This is a genomic window from Streptosporangium sp. NPDC049078, assembly GCF_040648855.1.
In the GTDB taxonomy this organism is placed as follows: Bacteria; Actinomycetota; Actinomycetes; order Streptosporangiales; family Streptosporangiaceae; genus Streptosporangium.
On record NZ_JBEZEL010000009.1, the window covers coordinates 181,130 to 201,343 of the forward strand.

At 69.0% G+C, this 20,214-nt stretch carries 14 protein-coding genes and 1 riboswitch; of the genes, 12 read left to right on the top strand and 2 right to left on the bottom strand.

The features are described from left to right. Nucleotides 1-13: 13 nt before the first annotated feature. Nucleotides 14-1,213 carry a cytochrome P450 gene (locus AB0B90_RS17115; protein WP_362923302.1) on the top strand — a complete coding sequence of 400 codons (1,200 nt, stop codon included), beginning with the start codon at nucleotides 14-16 and terminating at the stop codon, nucleotides 1,211-1,213. Between the two features lie 172 nt (nucleotides 1,214-1,385). Here AB0B90_RS17115 and AB0B90_RS17120 read toward each other — a convergent pair whose 3' ends face one another. Continuing rightward, nucleotides 1,386-2,420: an SAM-dependent methyltransferase gene (locus tag AB0B90_RS17120; RefSeq protein WP_350941536.1), complete on the bottom strand. Its 1,035-nt coding sequence runs from the start codon at nucleotides 2,418-2,420 to the stop codon at nucleotides 1,386-1,388. 253 nt (nucleotides 2,421-2,673) lie between these two features. Here AB0B90_RS17120 and AB0B90_RS17125 point away from each other — a divergent pair, with 253 nt between their 5' ends. From AB0B90_RS17125 to AB0B90_RS17150, 6 genes are all read left to right on the top strand, one after another. After that, the gene (locus AB0B90_RS17125) at nucleotides 2,674-3,564 is read left to right on the top strand and encodes a DUF2520 domain-containing protein (protein ID WP_350941534.1); all 891 of its coding nucleotides are present in this window, start codon (nucleotides 2,674-2,676) and stop codon (nucleotides 3,562-3,564) included. A 17-nt stretch (nucleotides 3,565-3,581) separates the two neighbouring features. Continuing rightward, entirely contained in the window at nucleotides 3,582-4,490 is a 909-nt protein-coding gene (gene panC / locus AB0B90_RS17130) for a pantoate--beta-alanine ligase (protein WP_362923304.1), read from the top strand. Between the two features lie 203 nt (nucleotides 4,491-4,693). Then, nucleotides 4,694-7,342 (top strand): L-aspartate oxidase, encoded by a 2,649-nt coding sequence (locus AB0B90_RS17135; protein ID WP_362923306.1) that lies wholly within the window; start codon nucleotides 4,694-4,696, stop codon nucleotides 7,340-7,342. Next, entirely contained in the window at nucleotides 7,342-8,124 is a 783-nt protein-coding gene (locus tag AB0B90_RS17140) for a type III pantothenate kinase (protein WP_350941530.1), read from the top strand. Before AB0B90_RS17135 ends, AB0B90_RS17140 begins: the two co-directional genes overlap by 1 nt. A gap of 84 nt (nucleotides 8,125-8,208) precedes the next feature. Then, entirely contained in the window at nucleotides 8,209-9,711 is a 1,503-nt protein-coding gene (gene lysX / locus AB0B90_RS17145) for a bifunctional lysylphosphatidylglycerol synthetase/lysine--tRNA ligase LysX (RefSeq protein WP_350941529.1), read from the top strand. A 775-nt stretch (nucleotides 9,712-10,486) separates the two neighbouring features. After that, nucleotides 10,487-10,687 (top strand): LuxR C-terminal-related transcriptional regulator, encoded by a 201-nt coding sequence (locus AB0B90_RS17150; protein WP_030905642.1) that lies wholly within the window; start codon nucleotides 10,487-10,489, stop codon nucleotides 10,685-10,687. Between the two features lie 79 nt (nucleotides 10,688-10,766). Here AB0B90_RS17150 and AB0B90_RS17155 read toward each other — a convergent pair whose 3' ends face one another. Continuing rightward, nucleotides 10,767-11,816: an NlpC/P60 family protein gene (locus AB0B90_RS17155; protein ID WP_350941528.1), complete on the bottom strand. Its 1,050-nt coding sequence runs from the start codon at nucleotides 11,814-11,816 to the stop codon at nucleotides 10,767-10,769. A 5-nt stretch (nucleotides 11,817-11,821) separates the two neighbouring features. Further along, a riboswitch (cyclic di-AMP (ydaO/yuaA leader) is annotated at nucleotides 11,822-11,969 on the bottom strand. 434 nt (nucleotides 11,970-12,403) lie between these two features. Here AB0B90_RS17155 and AB0B90_RS17160 point away from each other — a divergent pair. The 5 genes from AB0B90_RS17160 to AB0B90_RS17180 all read left to right on the top strand — a co-directional run bounded on the left by AB0B90_RS17160 (nucleotide 12,404) and on the right by AB0B90_RS17180 (nucleotide 20,053). Next, complete coding sequence (locus AB0B90_RS17160; RefSeq protein ID WP_350943516.1) at nucleotides 12,404-12,991, top strand: amino-acid N-acetyltransferase; 588 nt, start codon at nucleotides 12,404-12,406, stop codon at nucleotides 12,989-12,991. A 228-nt stretch (nucleotides 12,992-13,219) separates the two neighbouring features. Then, nucleotides 13,220-14,317: an RDD family protein gene (locus tag AB0B90_RS17165; protein ID WP_362923308.1), complete on the top strand. Its 1,098-nt coding sequence runs from the start codon at nucleotides 13,220-13,222 to the stop codon at nucleotides 14,315-14,317. Nucleotides 14,318-15,603: 1,286 nt separating this feature from the next. After that, entirely contained in the window at nucleotides 15,604-15,936 is a 333-nt protein-coding gene (locus AB0B90_RS17170) for an Lsr2 family protein (protein ID WP_350941526.1), read from the top strand. A gap of 279 nt (nucleotides 15,937-16,215) precedes the next feature. Next, nucleotides 16,216-18,708 carry an ATP-dependent Clp protease ATP-binding subunit gene (locus tag AB0B90_RS17175; RefSeq protein WP_350941525.1) on the top strand — a complete coding sequence of 831 codons (2,493 nt, stop codon included), beginning with the start codon at nucleotides 16,216-16,218 and terminating at the stop codon, nucleotides 18,706-18,708. Between the two features lie 394 nt (nucleotides 18,709-19,102). Continuing rightward, on the top strand, nucleotides 19,103-20,053 hold the full coding sequence (locus tag AB0B90_RS17180) for a TIM barrel protein (protein WP_350941523.1): 951 nt from the start codon (nucleotides 19,103-19,105) through the stop codon (nucleotides 20,051-20,053). The last annotated feature ends 161 nt before the right edge of the window (nucleotides 20,054-20,214 follow it).

Genomic DNA, 20,214 nt, shown 5'->3' on the forward strand with positions numbered 1-20,214 from the left:
TTACGATGATTACGTGCGCTTTGATCCCTGGAATCCGGAATTCGTCGCCCATCCCTACGACGTCTACGACGAGCTGAGGCGGGAGCGGCCGGTCGGCTTCTTCGAGCCGACCGGCCAATGGCTGGTGGCGAGGCACGCCGACGTCAACGCGCTGCTGCGAGACCGCAGGCTCGGCCGGTCCTACCTGCACATGGCCTCGCACCAGGAGTTCGGCAGGCCGGACGACCCCGAGTTCCAGGACCCGTTCTGGCGGGTGATCAGGGCAGGGATGCTCGACGTCGAGCCGCCGGTGCACACCAGGCTCCGGCGGCTGGTCTCGAAGGCGTTCACCCCCCGCATGGTCCAGGCCCTCCGCCCCAAGATCGCCCGCATGGCCGAGGAGCTCGTGGACGTCTTCGTCGAGCGCGGCGGAGGCGACCTGATCGCCGAGGTCGCCGAGCCGCTTCCGGTCACCGTGATCGCCGAGATGCTCGGCATCCCCGAGTCCGACCGGCACCTGCTGCGCCTCTGGTCGGCCGACATCTGCGGCATGTACGAGCTCCAGCCGTCGGTCGAGGCCCAGCACACCGCCGTACGGGCGGCCGAGGAGTTCTCCGCCTATCTCGTCGAGCTGGCCCGCGCCCGAAGGGCCGACCCCGGCGACGACCTGATCAGCGCGCTCGCCCTGGTGGCCGACGAGGGCGACCGGCTCACCGAGGAGGAACTGGTCGGCACCTGCGTGCTGCTGCTCAACGCCGGACACGAGGCCACCGTGAACGTCACCGGCAACGGCTGGTGGTCGCTCTTCCGCAACCAGGCGGAACTCGACCGGCTCCGCGCCGACCACACCCTGCTGCCCACGGCGATCGAGGAGCTGATGCGCTGGGACACCCCGCTGCAGATGTTCGAACGCTGGGTGCTCGAGGACGTCTCGGTGGGCGGGATCGACATCCCGCGCGGCTCCGAGGTGGCGCTGCTGTTCGGCTCGGCCAACCGCGATCCCGAGGTCTTCGCCGACCCCGCCCGCCTGGACGTGAGCCGGGCCGACAACCCGCACATCTCCTTCGGCGCCGGCATCCACTTCTGCCTCGGGGCGCCGCTGGCCAGGGTGGAGCTGATCGAATCCTTCGGCGCCCTCCTGCGCAAGGCGCCGAAGATGGAACTCGTCACCGAACCCACCTGGGGTCCCGGCTACGTCATCCGGGGCCTCACCGCCCTCGATGTGCGGGTCTGAACCGGTCCGGAGCACACGGTGGCCGGCGACGACCCGGACCGCGACAACCCGGACCGCGACAACCCGGACCGCACCGTATCCCGCGACATCCCGCGGCCCGACGGCCCGGTCCGGGGCGCATCCCGTCGGTGTCGGCGAAGCGATCGGTCGTTCCGCCGGGGGCTCGCCACTCTCAGTGGCGGCTCTGAGAGAGCCAGCCGAAGCCGCCGAGGCCGCCGGGGGCGATGAGCTCGGCCTCCTCGGAGGCCCTTGTGAGGGCCCGCAGGTAGCCGCGCGGGTCGTTTCCCGCCTGCTCGACCGGCGGACGGCTCCCGGTGACGCCCAGGGCGCGCAACGCCTCGCGCTGCGTGGTCAGCGCCGTCGTGACGGCTCCGGCGCTCTCGCCGGAGGCCGCGCAGGCGTCGAGCGCCACGTGGGCGGTGATGTCGCACGACCCGTCGGGCACGGGCGCGACCGTCGCTCCGTCCCGGTATCCGGCGAGCGTGCCGTACGGCGGCCGGTCGTCCAGCGCGTGGGAGTAGTCGATCGCGATCGCCCGGCCGCGCGCCAGCCGTACGATCACCGAGGCCCACGCCCTGTCGCGGGGCCTGCCGATCTCGGCACGCTCGCCGGGGGCCCGCATCCGCCACCAGCGGGCCAGCCACGCGAGATCCGCCTCGGAGGGGCTGTCACCGAGCCGCTCCTCACCGTTCGTGATGTTGACCAGGACCAGCCGGGGGCCGTCGGCCGTCTGCTCCACGATGTCGACGGGGACGTTGTCGAGCCACTCGTTGGCGATCACCAGCCCGTGGATCCCGTCCGGCGCGGCCTTCGCCCAGACGATCTCCTCGGGCAGCGCCGAAGGCCGGGGCGCCAGGTCGACCGCGGTGACCCGCAGTCTCGACCGGAGCGCGGGCGGCGCCGCGGCGAGCACACCGGCCGCCAGCCTGCCCTCACCGGCGCCGATGTCGACCAGGTCGAGCACCTCGGGGCCGCCCAGAGCCTCGTCGATCGCGGCCAGCTCGCGCAGCACGGCCTCGGCGAAGACGGGGGAGGCGCCGACCGAGGTCCGGAAATGGCTGGAGGGACGCTCCCGGAGATAGAAGCCGCTCTCGCCGTAGAGGGCGTGCTCCATCGCGGCACGCCAGGTGAGCCACACGCTCTCAGACGCTACCCGCCGGGGCGAGGGAACGAGATCGACGCGCGCCGACGCTTCGAGTGAGTGCATGACCGCATTCTGTCATCGGTTTGCACGATCGTTGTCGACGCCACGTCGGCGCGTCGCCGTCCGAATCACCGTATGGGCCGGGTTTCCGGGCTCTTTCGTGGGTCACGTACGCTCCCGGTGTGCCCGATCCGGGCATACCGGGAGGAGACCTCGCCTCCGTTGCCGAACACGCGTCTTGACGCGGTCGCGACAGCACGGCCCGTTACTCTGGTCAATCGGGCACGGAACCCACATGGTCGAAGGACGGGACGTCATGGACGCAGTCGATCGCCCGGCACGGCTGGCCGTCGGAGTGGTTGGAGCGGGCAAGGTCGGTTCGGCGCTCGGCGCCGCGCTCGTCAGGGCGGGGCACCGGGTGGTCGCGACGAGCGGCGTCTCCGACGCCTCCAGGGAGCGGGCGGTCGAGCGGCTCGGGCTCGTCCCCGCGAGACCCGAGGACGTGGTGGCGGGCGCGGATCTCGTCCTGCTCACCGTCCCCGACGACGTACTGCCGGACCTGGTCTCCGGCCTGGTGGAGACCGGCGCCGACCTGCGCGGCAAGCTGGTGGCGCACACCAGCGGCGCGTACGGCCTCGCCGTGCTGAACCCGGCGATCAAGGCCGGGGCGCTGCCGCTCGCGCTGCACCCCGTGATGACCTTCACCGGCCGCGACGACGACCTGCGCCGCCTCACCGGGATCTCGTACGGGGTGACCGCTCCCGACGCGCTTCGCCCGGTGGCCGAGGCCCTTGTCATCGAGATGGAGGGCGAGCCGGTCTGGATCGCCGACGAGGACCGGCCGCTCTACCACGCGGCCCTGGCGGGGGCGGCCAACCACATGGTGACGCTCGTCGCGGAGTCCTCGGAACTGCTGGAGAGGATCGGCGTGGAGCAGCCGGGCAGGATGCTCGGCCCGCTGCTCGGCGCGGCCCTGGAGAACGTGCTGCGGCTCGGCATCGCGGGGCTGACCGGCCCGGTGGTGCGCGGCGACGCGGGGACCGTCCGCAGACACGTGGACGCGCTCATCCTCGCCGCCCCCGAGGCGGCGGACGCCTACGTGGCGCTGGCCAGACTCACCGCCGACCGGGCGCTGGCGGCCGGGTTGCTCAAGCCCGAGGCCGCCGAGCGCCTTCTGGACGCCCTCGGCGGCAACAAATGGACCTGAACCCCCGGGAGGTTCCAATGATCGTGGCGGACGACCGTGCGGGGCTGCTCAAGGCCCGCGAGACCCTGGGGATCGGCGCGGGCGCCCTTTCCGGGGGAAGCGCGCTGGCACTCGTACCGACGATGGGCGCGCTGCACGAGGGACACCGCTCGCTCATCCGGCTGGCCCGCGAGAGAGCCGCGCACGTGGCGGTGAGCATCTTCGTGAACCCGCTCCAGTTCGGGCCCACCGAGGACTACTCCCGCTATCCCCGTACGTTCGACGCCGACCTCGAAGCCTGCGCGGCCGAGGGGGTGGGCGTGGTGTTCGCCCCTTCGGCCGAGGACATGTACCTGCCGGACAGGCAGGTCGGCGTGTCCGCGGGCGAGATGGGCTCGGTCGTCGAGGGGGAGTTCAGGCCGGGCCACCTCGACGGCGTGCTGACCGTGGTGCTGAAGCTGTTCAACCTGGTCCAGCCGGACGTGGCGGTGTTCGGGCAGAAGGACGCCCAGCAGCTCGCGATGATCCGCAGGATGGTCGCCGACCTGAACCTGCCGGTCTCGATCCTCGGGGGGCCCACGGTCCGCGAGCCGGACGGTCTGGCGCTGTCCAGCCGCAACCGTTACCTGTCGCGGGACGACCGGGTGGCGGCCCTCGCCCTGTCCCGCGCCCTTGAGGCCGGGGCCGGGCAGGCTCTCGACCGCGGTGACGGCGCGACCCGCACCCTTGGGGTGGGAGCCGGGCGGCGCGCGCCCGCGGAGATCCGCCGGGCCGCCCTCGCCGTCCTGGAGGCCGAGCCGTCGCTCGCGGTCGACTACCTCGTCCTGGTCGACCCGGCGACCTTCGCGGAGGTCGGCGACGACCACACGGGTGAGGCGATCCTCGCGGTGGCCGCGAGGGTGGGGTCCACCAGGTTGATCGACAACGTCACGCTCGACATTCGCTGATCCGCGGCCGTTCGGCGGCGGGGCCCGTGAGTCGCGGAGGAGGGCTCCCGTTTCGACCTCCGTCGGGGTGTACGGTCCCGAGCTGCCATGATTTCGGCATTCGGGCGAAATGTCCCACCCCGGGGAACAGCCGATTCGCGGGGAGCGTTATCGTCACACTGACGAAATGAACGGCCTCTAACGAGCCCCGCGAGGAGGCGGCTATGAGCATCCCGGCCATTCCCCAGAGGTTGACCGCTCCCGCTCCGGGCTGGACGGTACGGGCGGACGTGGTCGTGGTGGGCTCCGGCATCGCCGGCCTCACCCTGGCACTGCGGTCCGCCGCCCTCGACCCCGGGGCGAAGGTCCTCGTCGTCACCAAGGACGTCCTGTCCTCGGGATCGACCCGCTGGGCACAGGGCGGCATCGCCGCCGTGCTCGACCCGCGGGACACCCCCGAGGAACATCTCTCCGACACGCTCGTCGCCGGAGTGGGCCTCTGCGACGAGGAGGCCGTCCGGACCCTGGTGACCGAGGGGCCCGACGCGCTGCGCGGCCTGATCGCGATGGGCGCCCGGTTCGACACCGACGCCTCGGGGGCACTCCAGCTCACCAGGGAGGGCGGCCACCGGCGCGACCGCATCGTGCACGCGGGAGGCGACGCCACCGGGGCCGAGGTGCAGAGGGCGCTCGTCCAGGCCGTGAGGGAGTCGGGGATCGAGGTGATCGAGCACGCGCTCGTCCTCGACCTCCTCAAGGACGCCGAGGGCCGCACCGCGGGGGTGACCCTGCACGTCATGGGCGAGGGTGAGCGCGACGGGGTGGGCGCGGTCACGGCTGGGGCCGTGGTGCTGGCCACGGGAGGCATGGGACAGGTCTACTCGGCCACCACCAACCCCCTCGTCTCCACCGGCGACGGAGTGGCGCTCGCGCTGCGCGCGGGCGCCGTCGTCAGGGACCTGGAGTTCGTCCAGTTCCACCCGACCGTCCTCTGGCTCGGCGAGCACTCCACCGGCCAGCAGCCGCTGATCTCCGAGGCGGTGAGGGGCGAGGGGGCCGTGCTGGTCGACGCGGACGGCACCCGGTTCATGCGCGACGTCCACGAGCTCGCGGACCTCGCCCCCCGCGACGTCGTGGCGAAGGCGATCATGCGGCGGATGCGCGCCACCGGCGCCGACCACGTCTATCTCGACGCCCGCCACTTCGGCGAGGAGAAGTGGCGCACCCGCTTCCCGACGATCCACGCGGTCTGCCTGGAACACGGCATCGACCCGGTCACCCAGCCGATCCCCGTCGCGCCCGCCGCCCACTACGCCAGCGGCGGTGTCCGCGCCGACCTGCGCGGCCGTACCAGCGTGCCCGGCCTGTACGCGTGCGGCGAGGTCGCGTGCACCGGCGTGCACGGCGCCAACCGGCTCGCCTCCAACTCCCTGCTGGAAGGTCTGGTCTTCGCCGGGCGCATCGCCGCCGACATCCACGAGGCGCGTACCGTCCTCGCCGGGAGCGCCGGGAGCGCCGGGAGCGCCGGGAGCGCCGGGAGCGCCGGGAGTGTGACGCGGCCGGTCGAAGACGAGCCGGCCGCGAGTGGGGCGGTCGTGGGCGAGCCGGCGACGGGTGGGCCGGTCGCCGATGACCGGCCCACCGGACTGATCGACCCCAGGGCCCGGAGCAGGATCCAGGGGCACATGAGCCGGGGAGCGAGCGTGCTGCGCGGCCAGGAGTCCCTGGGAGAGGTCGCCAGGGCCCTGCTGAACCTCAGGTGGACCCCGGTGGTGGTCGAGCCGTGCACCGAGTCCTGGGAGACCACCAACCTGCTGACGGTCGCCTCCGCGCTCGTGGCGGCCGCCCGCGAACGCGAGGAGACCCGGGGGTCACACTGGCGTGAGGACTTTCCCGAGCGGAACGACGACCGGTGGCTGGGCCACCTCGACATCACCCTGACAGCGGAGGGGCTGGCCATGACATACGCACCGCACGGGCGGCGCGCGAGCGCGCTGCCGCCCCAGGTGGAGAACGACCTCATCGAGGCGGGCCTGGACCCGAGGGCGGTGACCGCGGTCCTGGAGGCCGCCGCGGCCGAGGACCTGCAGGAGGGGGGCGACGTCACCAGTGTCGCCACCATCCCCGCCGACCAGACCGCCACCGCCGACGTGGTGGCCCGCGCCGACGGCGTGGTCGCGGGGCTGGCCGTGGCCGAGGGCGCGTTCTCCCACCTCAGCCAGGGCCGCCTGGTGACCGAGCGCAGGGTCAAGGACGGCGAGCGCGTCGCCGTCGGCGACGTGCTGATGACCGTCACCGGTCCCACCAGGGACCTGCTGACCGCCGAGCGCACCGCGCTCAACCTGCTCACCCACCTGTCCGGCATCGCGACCCTGACCGGCCACTGGGTCCGGGCCGTCGAGGGGACCGGGGCCAGGATCAGGGACAGCCGCAAGACGCTGCCGGGACTGCGGGCCCTGGAGAAGTACGCCGTCCGGTGCGGCGGCGGAACCAATCACCGCATGTCACTTTCGGACGCCGCGCTGATCAAGGACAATCACGTGGTGGCCTCGGGTGGGGTCGCCGAGGCGTTCCGGGCGGTCCGTGACGCCTTTCCCGGCCTGCCGATCGAGGTCGAGGTCGATCGGATCGACCAGATCGAGCCGGTGCTGGCCGAGGGAGCGGAGGAGATCCTGTTGGACAATTTCACCGTCGAGGAGCTGGCGCGGGCCGTACGGCTGGTGGACGGCAGGGCGCGGCTGGAGTCCAGCGGGGGACTGACCCTCCAGGTCGCTCGTGCCGTGGCGGAAACGGGTGTTGACTACCTTGCCGTGGGCGCGCTCACGCATTCGGCGCCGGCGCTGGACATCGCCTTGGACCTTCGGGGGAATTGATGCTGCTTGCCATCGACGTCGGCAACACTCACACCGTTCTCGGACTCTTCGAGGGTGAGGACGTCATCGAGCACTGGCGGATCGCCACGGACGCCCGGCGCACGGCTGACGAGATCGCCGTCGTGCTCCAGGGGCTGCTCGGGCAGTCGCCGCTGCTCAAGGGCGCCGACGTCAACGGCATCGTGATCTGCTCCACCGTACCCTCGGTGCTCAACGAGATGCGTGAGATGTGCCGCCGCTACTACGGCGACGTGAACGCGGTGATCGTCGAGCCGGGCGTCCGCACCGGGGTGCCGGTGCGGATGGACAACCCGAAGGAGGTCGGCAGCGACCGCATCGTCAACGCGCTGGCGGCGATCCAGCTGTACGGCGGGCCGTGCGTCATCGTCGACTTCGGCACCGCGACCTCCTTCGACGCCGTCTCCGCCAAGGGGGAGTACGTCGGCGCGGTGACCGCCCCCGGCATCGAGATCTCGGTGGACGCGCTCGCCACGGCGGGGGCGCAACTCCACAAGGTGGAGCTGATCCGTCCTCGCTCCGTGATCGCGAAGAACACCGTCGAGGCGCTTCAGGCCGGCATCATCTACGGCTTCGCCGGCCAGGTCGACGGGATCGTCGAGCGGATGGCGGCGGAACTCGCCGACGACCCCGACGACGTCACCGTGGTCGCCACCGGCGGCGCGGCGCCGCTCGTGGTGAGCGAGGCCCGCTCGATCGACATGCACGAGCCCTGGCTCACGCTGATCGGCCTGCGCCTGATCTACCACCGCAACACGCCCTGAGGACGCCGGGGCACCGGGAGAGTCCCTCCCGGTGCCGGACGGGGGGAACTCACGGGGTTCGCCGCATCGGTACCCTTTGGAACTGTGACCGATGACGTGACCACCCCCGCCGAGGATCTGCCCGAGCAGATGCGCGTACGCCGGGAGAAGCTCGACCGCCTCCGTTCCGAGGACGTCGACCCCTATCCGGTGAACTTCCCGCGCACCGCGACCAACGCCGAGATCCGCCAGAAATACGCCGATCTCTCCGCTGACACCGCGACGGGCGACAAAGTGGGTGTCACCGGCCGCGTGATGCTGTCCAGGACCGGAGGCAAGCTCTGCTTCGCCACCATCCGCGACGGCTCGGGCGATCTCCAGATCATGGTCTCCCTGGACAGGGTGGGCGAGGAGTCCCTCGCCGCGTGGAAGCGCGACGTCGACCTCGGTGACCACGTGGGCATCGAGGGCGAGGTCATCACCTCCCGCAGGGGCGAGCTGTCCATCCTCGCCGACCGCTGGGCGATCACGTCGAAGTGCCTGCGCCCGATGCCGGAGAAGCACGCCGGGCTCACCGACCCCGAGGCGCGGGTCCGTCAGCGCTACGTCGACCTCATCGTCAACGACGAGGCCAGGAAGATGGCCCACACCCGCAGCGCCGTGGTCCGGGCCGTCCGCGACTTCTGGCACGAGGAGGGCTACCTGGAGGTCGAGACGCCGATGCTCCAGCCGATCCACGGCGGAGCCACGGCCAGGCCCTTCAGGACCCACATCAACGCGTACGACATGGAGCTCTACCTCCGGATCGCGATCGAGCTCTACCTCAAGCGGCTGGTGGTCGGCGGCCTGGAGAAGGTCTTCGAGATCAACCGCAACTTCCGCAACGAGGGCGCCGACTCCACCCACAACCCCGAGTTCACGATGCTGGAGGCGTACGGCACGTATCTCGACTACAACGACATCGCCGACCTGACCCAGCGGATGATCCAGAAGGCCGTGATGGCGGCCCTCGGCCACTCCGTCGTCGTCCACCAGGGCCAGGAGGTCGATCTCGGGCTGGCGAAGTGGCCGCGGATCACCCTGTACGGATCGGTCTCCGAGGCGCTGGGCGAGGAGGTCACCACCGAGACGCCCCTGGAGCACGTCCGCAAGCTCGCGGACGCGCGGGAGATCCACTGGGACGCAAAGTGGGGTCAGGGCAAGCTGGTCCAGGAGATCTTCGAGGCCCTCGTCGAGCACACGCTCATCCAGCCCACGTTCGTCATGGACTATCCGCTGGAGACCTCCCCGCTGGCGCGCAACCACCGGGACAACCCCCTCCTCACCGAGAAGTGGGACCTGATCGGCTTCGGCACCGAGCTGGGCACCGGTTACTCGGAGCTGAACGACCCGGTCGAGCAGCGCCGCCGCCTCACCGAGCAGTCCCTGCTCGCCGCGGGCGGCGACGCGGAGGCCATGCAGCTTGACGAGGATTTCCTCACGGCCCTGGAATATGCGATGCCGCCCACCGGTGGCATGGGGCTTGGGATCGACCGTCTCATCATGGCCTTCACCGGCAAGAACATTCGCGAGACCATCCTGTTCCCGCTGGTCAAGCCGACCGCCTGAGCACGGCGAAGGGCGGCACGCAGGGATCTTGCGGTGGCGTCGGCCCCGGGCACCGCCCGGGGCCGGCGCCGTTTTCATGTGGTGGCGCGGTGAGACCGCCGTGAGTGCCGCGGGGCCGTCGACGAGACGGACGGGACGGGCGGGACGAGAGCGGAGGGCTGGAAACGGTCGTCGCGCCCATGGTCCCCCATAATGCCGGACGCCTTTCCGTGCGGATCAGAAATCCATTTCCAGCACGTCCAATATCGCTTTCGCGGCCTACCGCCATCGCGTGATACTTCGCGAATGCCGCGAAGTTGCTTCCTCAACCCCTATATTTCCGTCTTTTTCGCGGTGTGTCGTCAAGGTGGCGGATGGTGATGGTCGCCGAAGACTATCGGGAAGAGATCGGTTTTTGCCGGGAAATGCGGGCAGTCCGGATCTCCGGAGGGCCCGCTCCGGCGTGCCCGGCGGGGCGAGGGCTCCCGCGAAACCTTGTTCTGCCAGGACTTCGATCACCGCAGCCAGGGGTACCTGCCGGCTCGTGCTCGGGATGGGTCATGACATAGCCGCAAAGGCACTGACATATCATGAGTACTTCATGTAGCGCCTACTATGTCAATACTGGACGCGCGCTATGAAGAGCGGAACTTGACGACCTTTGAACAAGGCGTTTACCGTTCCTGGCGGACGGTATTCATTTCCGGCGTCTCGCACCCGGTTTCCAGAGTGGGGGGAGTGACTCTTGATGGCATATCCAGAAGTGGATTCACGCCATGGCGACAGCCCCCTGGGCATGAGCGATATCGGTCTCAGCGATGACGATCTCGTGCTGCTGGCTGAGCTCGCCAAGGGTGTCACGGTCGATCGGGTGGGGCGTCGCCTCGACATCAGCGGGCGGACCGTCAGGCGCAGGCTGAGAGGCATCTGCGACCGCATCGGTGTCGCCACGGCGATCGAGGCCGTCGCCTGGGCCGCACGCCGTCGTCTGATCTGACACGGCACCGCACGCGTGCCCGGCAGGTCGGGCCGGGCACGCGTGCGGGCAGGGCAGGGCAGGACAGGGCGGGGCACGCTCAGGCGGCGATGCGGACGCCTCCGACGAAGGGCCGGTTGTCGATCGTGGTGATGTGGACGACGTCACCCGTCCGGGGCGCGTGGACCATCAGGCCCGCGCCGATGTAGATCCCGACATGGTGCAGGTCGCTGTAGAAGAAGACCAGGTCTCCGGGGCGTAGCTCTTTCCTGGAGACGTGGGTGCCGGCGGTCCACTGGTCGCCGGTGTAGTGCGGCAGGCTGATGCCGACCTTCTGGTAGGCCCACATGACCAGCCCGGAGCAGTCGAAGGAGTTGGGACCCTCGGCGCCCCAGACGTACGGCTTGAGCTGCTGGGTGAGCGCCCAGCGGGTCGCCTCCGCGGCCTTGCCGCTGCCCACGATGGGCACGTTGGTCTTCACCCGGGCGCCCCTGTTGCCGACGGCCCTGGCACGCACCTCGCTGAACAGGTCGCTCTCGACCCGCGCGACCAGACGCTCGATCTTGGTCCGGTTGCCGTCGATCTCCGCCAGGAGCTTCTTGACCTCCGCCGTCCTCGCCTTGGCGCCGGCCTTCGCCCGCTCGGCGGCCTCGATCGCCCGGGCGACCTGGGCGACCTCCTCGCTCTGCTGCTGCTGGAGCGCGTAGTTGGTGGTGGCCTGATCGAGGAAGGTGTCGGGGTCCGTCGCCTGTGTGAAGGCGAGTCCGGAGTTCAGGCCGCCCGACATGTAGGTGCTCTGCGCCAGGAGGGTGGCCTTGGTACGACGGGAGGCCAGCTCCGACTCGCTCGACGCGAGGATCTTCTCGGCGCTCTCCGCGGCCCGCTGGGCCTGCCTGAGCTTGACCCGCTCGCCGTTGTACCGCTCGGCGAGGACGCCGATCTCCTCGTGCAGTTTCTCGGCCTGCTTGGCCAGCTGCTGGAGGCTGGGTTCGGGGTCGGCGGTGGCCGCGACCGTCGGTGTGCCGAGAGTGAGGGTGGCGAATGCCAGGCCGATCACCGCCATGCGGCGGCGCAGCCCGCGCGGCGCGCGTTCTCGACGGCGGGCGTCGTCGCCCGCGTTCTTTCCTCCGCGGTCGCGCTCGCGCTTCACCAACGGGCTCCTCTCCTCGGCCGCCTACCGGGTTAGCTGACGGGTTCGGGCCGGAGGCAGCCCTACCGAGTGCGCCGTTGGCACTCGGATTCACCCCCAAGGACGTGGTGGGTCCCCGGTTCCCCGTGGTGAGGGATTCGGCGGGTCAGGCTTTTACGTCTCTGACATCGAGCACGGAGATTAGTGCACCCGTGGTTCCTGCTCAACCAGAACTGCGAATTCAGTGGAGGTTCCGCAACTGAAGTGTCACGGAAAGATCACATGTCAATATGATCAACATGGCCATTACGCTGCCTTTACCTCCCCGGCGGGGGGTGTGGGGAAGGTCTTCCCAGGTCCGGGACCGTACCAAAGGTGAGTTGTGGCACACGTGAGATGCCGCGCGCCCAGTGTGGTAAAGCGATTACCGGCGGTCATGTGAGGGGGGTGTGCCGCGAGTTAAGGAGGAGCCGTAATTGAAGACCGGTGAGGACGTACGCTGAACGGTCATGGAGCAGCTTGCTGAGCATTCTCCCGTGCCGGTCGTGCGCACCCCGGGCGGCGGGGAGCGACGCGCGGGACCCGAGGGGGCGGAGCCTGACCCGCCCCTGCCCGAGGCGGCCGAGGTCGCGGAGATCGCCAAGGCCGCCGAGGTCGCCGAGGTCTCGGTCCGTCGTGCCCGGACCCCGGACGTCCGCGCGATCAGGCGGCTCGTCGACACCTACGGCGGCGTCGGCCCCCGCCTGCTGGAGAAGGCCACCGTCACCCTGTACGAGGACGTTCAGGAGTTCTGGGTCGCCACCGACGCCGAGGGGGCGGTCATCGGCTGCGGGGCTCTCCACGTCCTCTGGGAGGATCTGGCCGAGATCCGCACCGTGGCCGTCGATCCGACCCGTCGCGGGATGGGAATCGGCCACCGGATCGTCTCCGCCCTCATTCGCACGGCCGCGGAGCTGGGCCTGCGCCGGGTCTTCTGTCTCACCTTCGAGGTCGACTTCTTCGCCAGGCACGGTTTCCGCGAGATCCAGGGCACGCCCGTCGCCCCCGCGGTCTACGCGGAGCTTCTCGCCTCCTACGACGAGGGCGTGGCGGAGTTTCTCGATCTGGAGCACGTCAAGCCCAACACCTTGGGAAACACCCGGATGTTGCTCCACCTGACACGTGAGCCCGACTGTGATGACTTTAGAGCTGACTGATCGGAAAGGTGACTGTCGATACCTATGTCGATACCTTGTGCAGCAGCAAGCATGTGCGTCTGACATTTGCCACATGCGCAGTCTAAGTGAGGTGACGCGGTGAGCACCGGACAGCCGCCGTATCCACAGGATGATCCCGACCGCGATCGCACACCGTCGGGACACCCGGATTACGGACAGCACAACGCGGGTCGAGCCGCTGGCGAACTCGATCCCGACGTAACGGTCATGGGATATCGGTCGGAGGCCTCACAGCCGAACACCGGCCCAGGACAGAGCCAGCCCGGCTACGGCCAGGGTTACGGGCAGCAGGGCTATGGCCAGCAGCCCGGTTACGGCCAGCAGGGTTACGGCCAGCAGCCCGACTACGGGCAGCAGTCCCAGCAGCAGGGCTACGGCCAGCAGGGCGGGACGGGGTCGTACGGGCAGCAGCAGCCCGGCTACGGGCAGCAGTCCCAGCAGCAGGGTTACGGCCAGCAGCCCGGCTACGGCCAGCAGGGCGGGACCGGCGGGTACGGCCAGCAGGGCGGGACGGGGTCGTACGGGCAGCAGCAGCCCGGTTACGGCCAGCAGGCGTCCCACGAGCAGTCGGGCTACGGCCAGCAGTCCCAGCCCGGTTACGGCCAGCAGGCTTACGGCCAGCAGCCGGGCTACGGCCAGCAGGGGGCCCCGCAGCCCGGCTACGGGCAGCAGCCGGACTACGGGCAGCAGTACGGCCAGCAGGGTTACGGTCAGCAGCCCGACTACGGGCAGCAGGGCTACGGCCAGCAGCCCGGGTACGGGCAGCAGGGCTACGGTCAGCCGTACGGCGGTCCTCCCGGGGCGCCCGCCCCGCTCGCGGAGTGGTGGCAGCGGCTGCTGGCGAGGCTGGTCGACGGGATCATCCTGGCGATCCCGGGGGTCATCATCAGCCTGGTGCTGACCGCGATGCTGGTGACCGCCCCCACCTTCGACGGCACGTCGATCACGGAGGGGAGCGGGACCTTCCTCGCCGGGCTCCTCATCGCGTTGGTCAGCGCGTCGATCTACATGGCCTACGAGTTCCTCATGCTCAGCAGGGGCGGCCAGACGGTCGGCAAGATGGTCATGGGCATCAAGGTCGTGCCGGTCGGCAGTGCCCTGCCGCCCGGTGGGCTCGGCTCCGACATGGCGGTCAAGCGCGCCGGGGTGTTCTTCGGCCCGCAGTTCCTGAGCTGGATCCCCTTTGTCGGCTTCCTCTTCAACATCTTCAGCCTCGTGAACGTCCTGTGGCTGCTGTGGGACAAGCCGCTGCAGCAGGCCCTGCACGACAAGGTGGCGGGGACGGTCGTCGTCAAGATCAAGTAGTCCCCTGAATAACGGGGCCGGCGGTTCAACCGCCGGCCCCGTTTTCGTGCGCGGGTGAGAAAACGGGGGCCCTTAGGGGCCCGTAAGGGTCTCGGGGGCCGGGGCGTGGAAGCCTCAAAACCATTTGCCGCGCCCTGAGCAACGCGGGGGAAGTTATGACCGAGTCTCGACCCGCTCGCCGGAATATTCGCGTACGTTGCCCACAACGGGCTCACGTCCGCCCTGGGCGCCCTATGAGGGGTCAATGCCGGATCCGTCCCCGTCGGGGGTTCGTGCACTACTCGCCGAATGGTCGGCGCCGCGCGCCTCCGGCATCCTCGGTGACCTCGCGTCGGATTCTCTTCTTCGCCTTCCGCCGTGTGTTCGGGGCGGCCGGTGAAGACCTTCTTACGGATCCGGATCGGGGCGCCCGGTGTTGGCGAGGTTGTCTGAGGAGTGCATCGCGTTTGGTGGTTATACGGTCTACGACTATGTACTCCGTGCCGGAGTGGGTCGTACTCTTGGCAAGAAAGTGTTGAAGATCCGTCTTGTTCCATACACTTGTGTCACATCGGTTCACACCGAGGTGATGAAGCGAGCAGCTCCCCGTCCGGGCGTTCTGTCGACGGAGGGCATTCTCGCGATGAAGTCGTCGGCGGCGATCTCAGGCTCCATGGCAAGGTGTTGTTCATCCCGGCGGACAGCCCCCTTCAGCAGGGACTTCGTCGCCGGGAGGTCGGTGGCGCGGCGGCGCGGAAGCCGTGCGGCATTGGTATTACGGCGACGATGATGATCACCTGATCGTCCACCTGGTTTTTCCTCGTGCCTTTACGACCACAACCGGTAAGAGAGCTGGAGAGAAGCATTAGGCTGGAGGAAGACGGCATGGTCGCCCCTGCGCGCGTGTCGCCGGTCGGTGGCGCTATGGTCATCTATGGGCGGTTCCAGCGATCGGGTGCGCTCGCGAGGCCCGGAGAGCCGCCGCCACATTTTCATGGTCCCCAGAAAGCCACCCACGGTGCGGAGCGAGGGCGAATGTACGACGTATTGTCCGCGTTGATACCCCCGGCGGTCGTCGGCGGGGCCTTCATCTTCGGAGTCGTCAAGCTACTTCGGAGTGAAGCCGCCGGCCGACGTCCGGCAAAACGGCCCGACCCCGAGTCGCAGAAGAGCTGATCCACCGGAGGCTCGACCGGTGAGTCTCGGTTGCCTGTGAGAATCGCCGAGCTCCTGGAATTGCCGCTCTTCGATCGCGGGTATATGTTTAGCTTGCGAATGAAACAATACTCCGCGAAAGGATTGTGTAGATGGCCAAGCAGATCCAGGAGATTCTCATCGACGACCTCGATGGGGGCGAGGCCAATGAGACTGTCGCCTTCGCGATTGACGGCACCAGCTATGAGATTGACCTGAGTGACGTTAACGCGAAGAAGCTCCGCGACTCCCTGTCGCCTTTCGTGCAGAGCGCCCGCCGTTCCGGCGCCCTGGCTCCCCGCCGCCGCCGCGCAGGCGGAGCGCGGGCACTCACGCGAGAGAAGAGCGCCGACATCCGGGCGTGGGCGAAGTCTCACGGACTCAATGTCAGCGAGCGCGGTCGGATCGCCTCGAAGATCGTCGAGCAGTACGAGCAGGCTCACTAGATCGGCTCAGTAGATCGAGTGAATCATGCGGTTATGGCGGTCACGGTGGGGTCCGGTGGCGGCCATGACCGCATGATGCGTTTTACTGGAAGACAAACGTCGTTCGCTTGCGGCGTAGCGGGAACATCGCACCCCCCATAAGTAGTTGGATGGAGGGTGAACGCCCTGCGCTCGGGGAACGTCTTCTGCATAGAGCGGTCGCCGGGTCGGGGCTACCATGCGGGATGACAGGGCTCGGATATCCCGGACCTGCCTGACCGCTCTGTGAGGAGCGACGAGATGTTCGAGAGGTTCACCGACCGCGCACGGCGGGTTGTCGTCCTGGCCCAAGAAGAGGCCCGGATGCTCAACCACAACTACATCGGTACGGAGCACATTCTTCTTGGCTTGATCCATGAAGGTGAAGGCGTTGCCGCCAAGGCTCTGGAGAGCCTCGGCATCAGTCTTGAAGGTGTGCGTCAGCAGGTCGAGGAGATCATCGGCCAGGGTCAGTCTGCGCCGTCGGGGCACATTCCGTTCACCCCGCGTGCCAAGAAGGTCCTTGAGCTGTCGCTCCGCGAAGCCCTGCAGCTGGGACACAACTACATCGGCACCGAGCACATCCTGCTCGGCCTCATCCGTGAGGGCGAGGGCGTCGCCGCCCAGGTGCTGGTGAAGCTGGGGGCCGATCTCAACCGGGTCCGGCAGCAGGTCATCCAGCTGCTCCACGGCTACCAGGGCAAGGAGCCGGCCGCCGCGGGCGGTCCGACCGAGGCCGCACCGTCGACCTCCCTTGTGCTGGACCAGTTCGGCCGCAACCTGACGCAGGCCGCCCGTGAGGGCAAGCTCGACCCGGTCATCGGCCGGGAGAAGGAGATCGAGCGGGTCATGCAGGTCCTGTCCCGCAGGACCAAGAACAACCCGGTCCTGGTGGGAGAGCCCGGCGTCGGCAAGACCGCCGTCGTGGAGGGCCTGTCCCAGAAGATCGTCAAGGGCGAGGTGCCGGAGACGCTCAAGGACAAGCAGCTCTACACCCTCGACCTGGGCGCCCTCGTGGCCGGTTCCCGTTACCGCGGTGACTTCGAGGAGCGGCTGAAGAAGGTCCTCAAGGAGATCCGCACCCGAGGCGACATCATCCTGTTCATCGACGAGCTCCACACGCTCGTCGGCGCGGGTGCCGCCGAGGGCGCGATCGACGCCGCCAGCATCCTGAAGCCGATGCTGGCCCGAGGCGAGCTGCAGACCATCGGGGCCACCACCCTCGACGAATACCGCAAGCACCTGGAGAAGGACGCGGCGCTGGAGCGACGCTTCCAGCCGATCCAGGTGGCCGAGCCCAGCCTCAGCCACACGATCGAGATCCTCAAGGGCCTGCGCGACCGTTACGAGGCACACCACCGCGTCTCCATCACGGACGGCGCCCTGGTGGCCGCCGCGCAGCTGGCCGATCGCTACATCAGCGACCGGTTCCTGCCGGACAAGGCGATCGACCTCATCGACGAGGCCGGCTCGCGCATGCGCATCCGCCGCATGACCGCGCCGCCGGACCTCCGCGAGTACGACGAGAAGATCGCCAACGTGCGGCGCGACAAGGAGTCCGCGATCGACGCGCAGGACTTCGAGAAGGCCGCCGCGCTGCGTGACCAGGAGAAGCAGCTCCAGCTCAAGCGCGAGCGCCGTGAGAAGGAGTGGAAGGCCGGCGACATGGACGTCGTCGCCGAGGTCACCGAGGAGCTCATCGCGGAGGTCCTGGCGACCGCCACCGGCATCCCGGTCTTCAAGCTCACCGAGGAGGAGTCCCAGCGACTGCTCCGCATGGAGGACGAGCTCCACAAGCGGATCATCGGCCAGGACGACGCCATCAAGGGTCTGTCCCGCTCGATCCGCCGTACGCGCGCCGGTCTGAAGGACCCGCGCCGTCCGGGTGGCTCGTTCATCTTCGCCGGTCCGTCCGGTGTCGGTAAGACCGAGCTGTCCAAGGCGCTGGCCGAGTTCCTGTTCGGGGACGAGGACGCGCTGATCATGCTGGACATGTCGGAGTTCATGGAGAAGCACACCGTCTCCCGTCTCTTCGGCTCGCCTCCCGGCTATGTCGGATACGAGGAGGGCGGTCAGCTGACGGAGAAGGTGCGGCGCAAGCCGTTCTCGGTCGTCCTGTTCGACGAGATCGAGAAGGCCCACCCCGACATCTTCAACTCGCTGCTGCAGATCCTGGAGGACGGTCGCCTGACCGACGCCCAGGGCCGGGTGGTCGACTTCAAGAACACCGTCATCATCATGACGACGAACCTCGGCACCCGAGACATCTCCAAGGGGCAGGGCGTCGGCTTCGCGAAGAACAACGACGCCGAGTCCAACTACGACCGGATGAAGTCGAAGGTCCAGGAGGAGCTCAAGCAGCACTTCCGGCCGGAGTTCCTCAACCGTGTCGACGACATCGTGGTCTTCCACCAGCTCACGCCGAAGGAGATCATCCGCATCGTCGACCTGATGCTGGCCCAGGTGAGCCTGCGTCTGAAGGACCGCGACATGGGGATGGAGCTCACGCAGGAGGCCAAGCAGCTGCTGGCCGACCGTGGCTACGACCCCGTGATGGGCGCCCGTCCGCTCCGCCGTACGATCCAGCGCGAGCTGGAGGACATCCTGTCCGAGAAGATCCTGTACGGGGAGCTCCGTCCCGGCCAGATCGTGAAGATCGGGATCGAGGGCGAGGGGGAGAACGCGAAGTTCACCTTCATCGGTGAGAACGCGCCGTCTCCCCAGGTCCCCGACTCGGCCGCGGCCATCGTGTAGCCGATCCAGGACCGGGGCAGGCCGGACATGGCCTGATTCAGGCCAAATGAGCAGACCCCGCCGTGAGGAGACTCACGGCGGGGTCTGCTCATTTGTTATCTAAGACGGTGTTTCGCCACGACAGGTAGTACTACACTCTGTAGAGTGAGTTCGGTGGCTCTCACCCGGATGATCTGAAAGCAGTACAGGCTGCGGTGAGAGCGGTATCGAGGTAAGCCCGGCGACGTACCGAGGAATCAGCTCCGAGAGTGACGCGGAGATCGGTGCCCGCGCGGGATGCTTCAGACGACCGGGCCGGACTCCCGGCCGGGAGGGCTCCGGCTCGCGCCGCCGTCGACGAGCGGCGCGGGGGTCATCGAGGACGCTTACACGGAAGCACGCTTTGGAGGCACGCATGCGTTTACGGCACGAGGACGGGACGCTCGTTCACCTGGCCTACAACGCGGGCGTGCACCCCGCCGAGGATCTGGAGAACCTCATCGCGCACCTCACCCGGTACGCGGTGCCGGTGCGCAAGCGCCTCGGGGTGGAGCGCATGGGGGTCGGCCTCTGGCTCTCCCCGAGCGTCGCCGACCATCTCACCTCCGACAGGATCGAGCTGGTGCGCCTGCGCCGATCCCTTGAGGAGCGCGGCCTGGAGGTCGTCAGCCTCAACGGCACCGGCGGCAGGAACCAGGAGGTCCCCGGCCCCGACTGGGCCAAGCCCGAGCGTTACCGCTACACGATGGCGCTGGCCAGGATCCTCGCCTTCCTGCTCCCGCAGGACGTCCGCTTCGGGAGCATCTCCACCATCCCCATCGGCTGGCGCCGCGACTGGCCCGCCGACCTGCACTCGATCGCCTCGCGACGGATGGAGCGCCTCGCCCGCGAGCTGCGCGGTCTGTACAGCGTCACCGGCAAGACGATCAGGGTCGGTTTCGAGCCGTGGCCCGGATGCGTGCTGGAGACCACCAAGCAGGCCCTCGACCGGGTCGGCGGCATCGACTCCGAGCACCTGGGCATCTGCCTGGACGCCTGCTATCTCGCGGGCGGCTCTGAGGAGCCGGGAGCCGCCCTGCGCGGCCTGGCGGACACCGGAGCCCCCGTGGTGAAGCTCGGCCACGTACACAACCACATGGCCGCCGCGTGCCAGGAGCTTCCCAGCACCCGCCCGGTCCTGGAGGACACCCTCACCGCGATGCTCTCCGGCGCGGTGAACGGCACCGCCCACATCGAGGTGGAGACCCACGATCTGGCCGTGCCCCTGCGGGGCAAGGGCCCCGGCGCCCTGGTCAACGTGATCGCCGAGGAGCTCGACTGGGCCCGCACCAGCCTCACCGCCCTCGGTCTGCGCCTCGCCGCCTGACCTTCCCGGCCCGACACCCCGTCGTGTCGAGCCTCGCTCGACGCACTGTCGTGTCGATGTCGAGGGCGGACTCTCACCGCCCTCGGCGCCGGACGGCTCCGAGAGAGGTGTCCTGATCTCTCCGTGTCACGGCGCCCATCACCGGGAAGTGTCACGGCGCC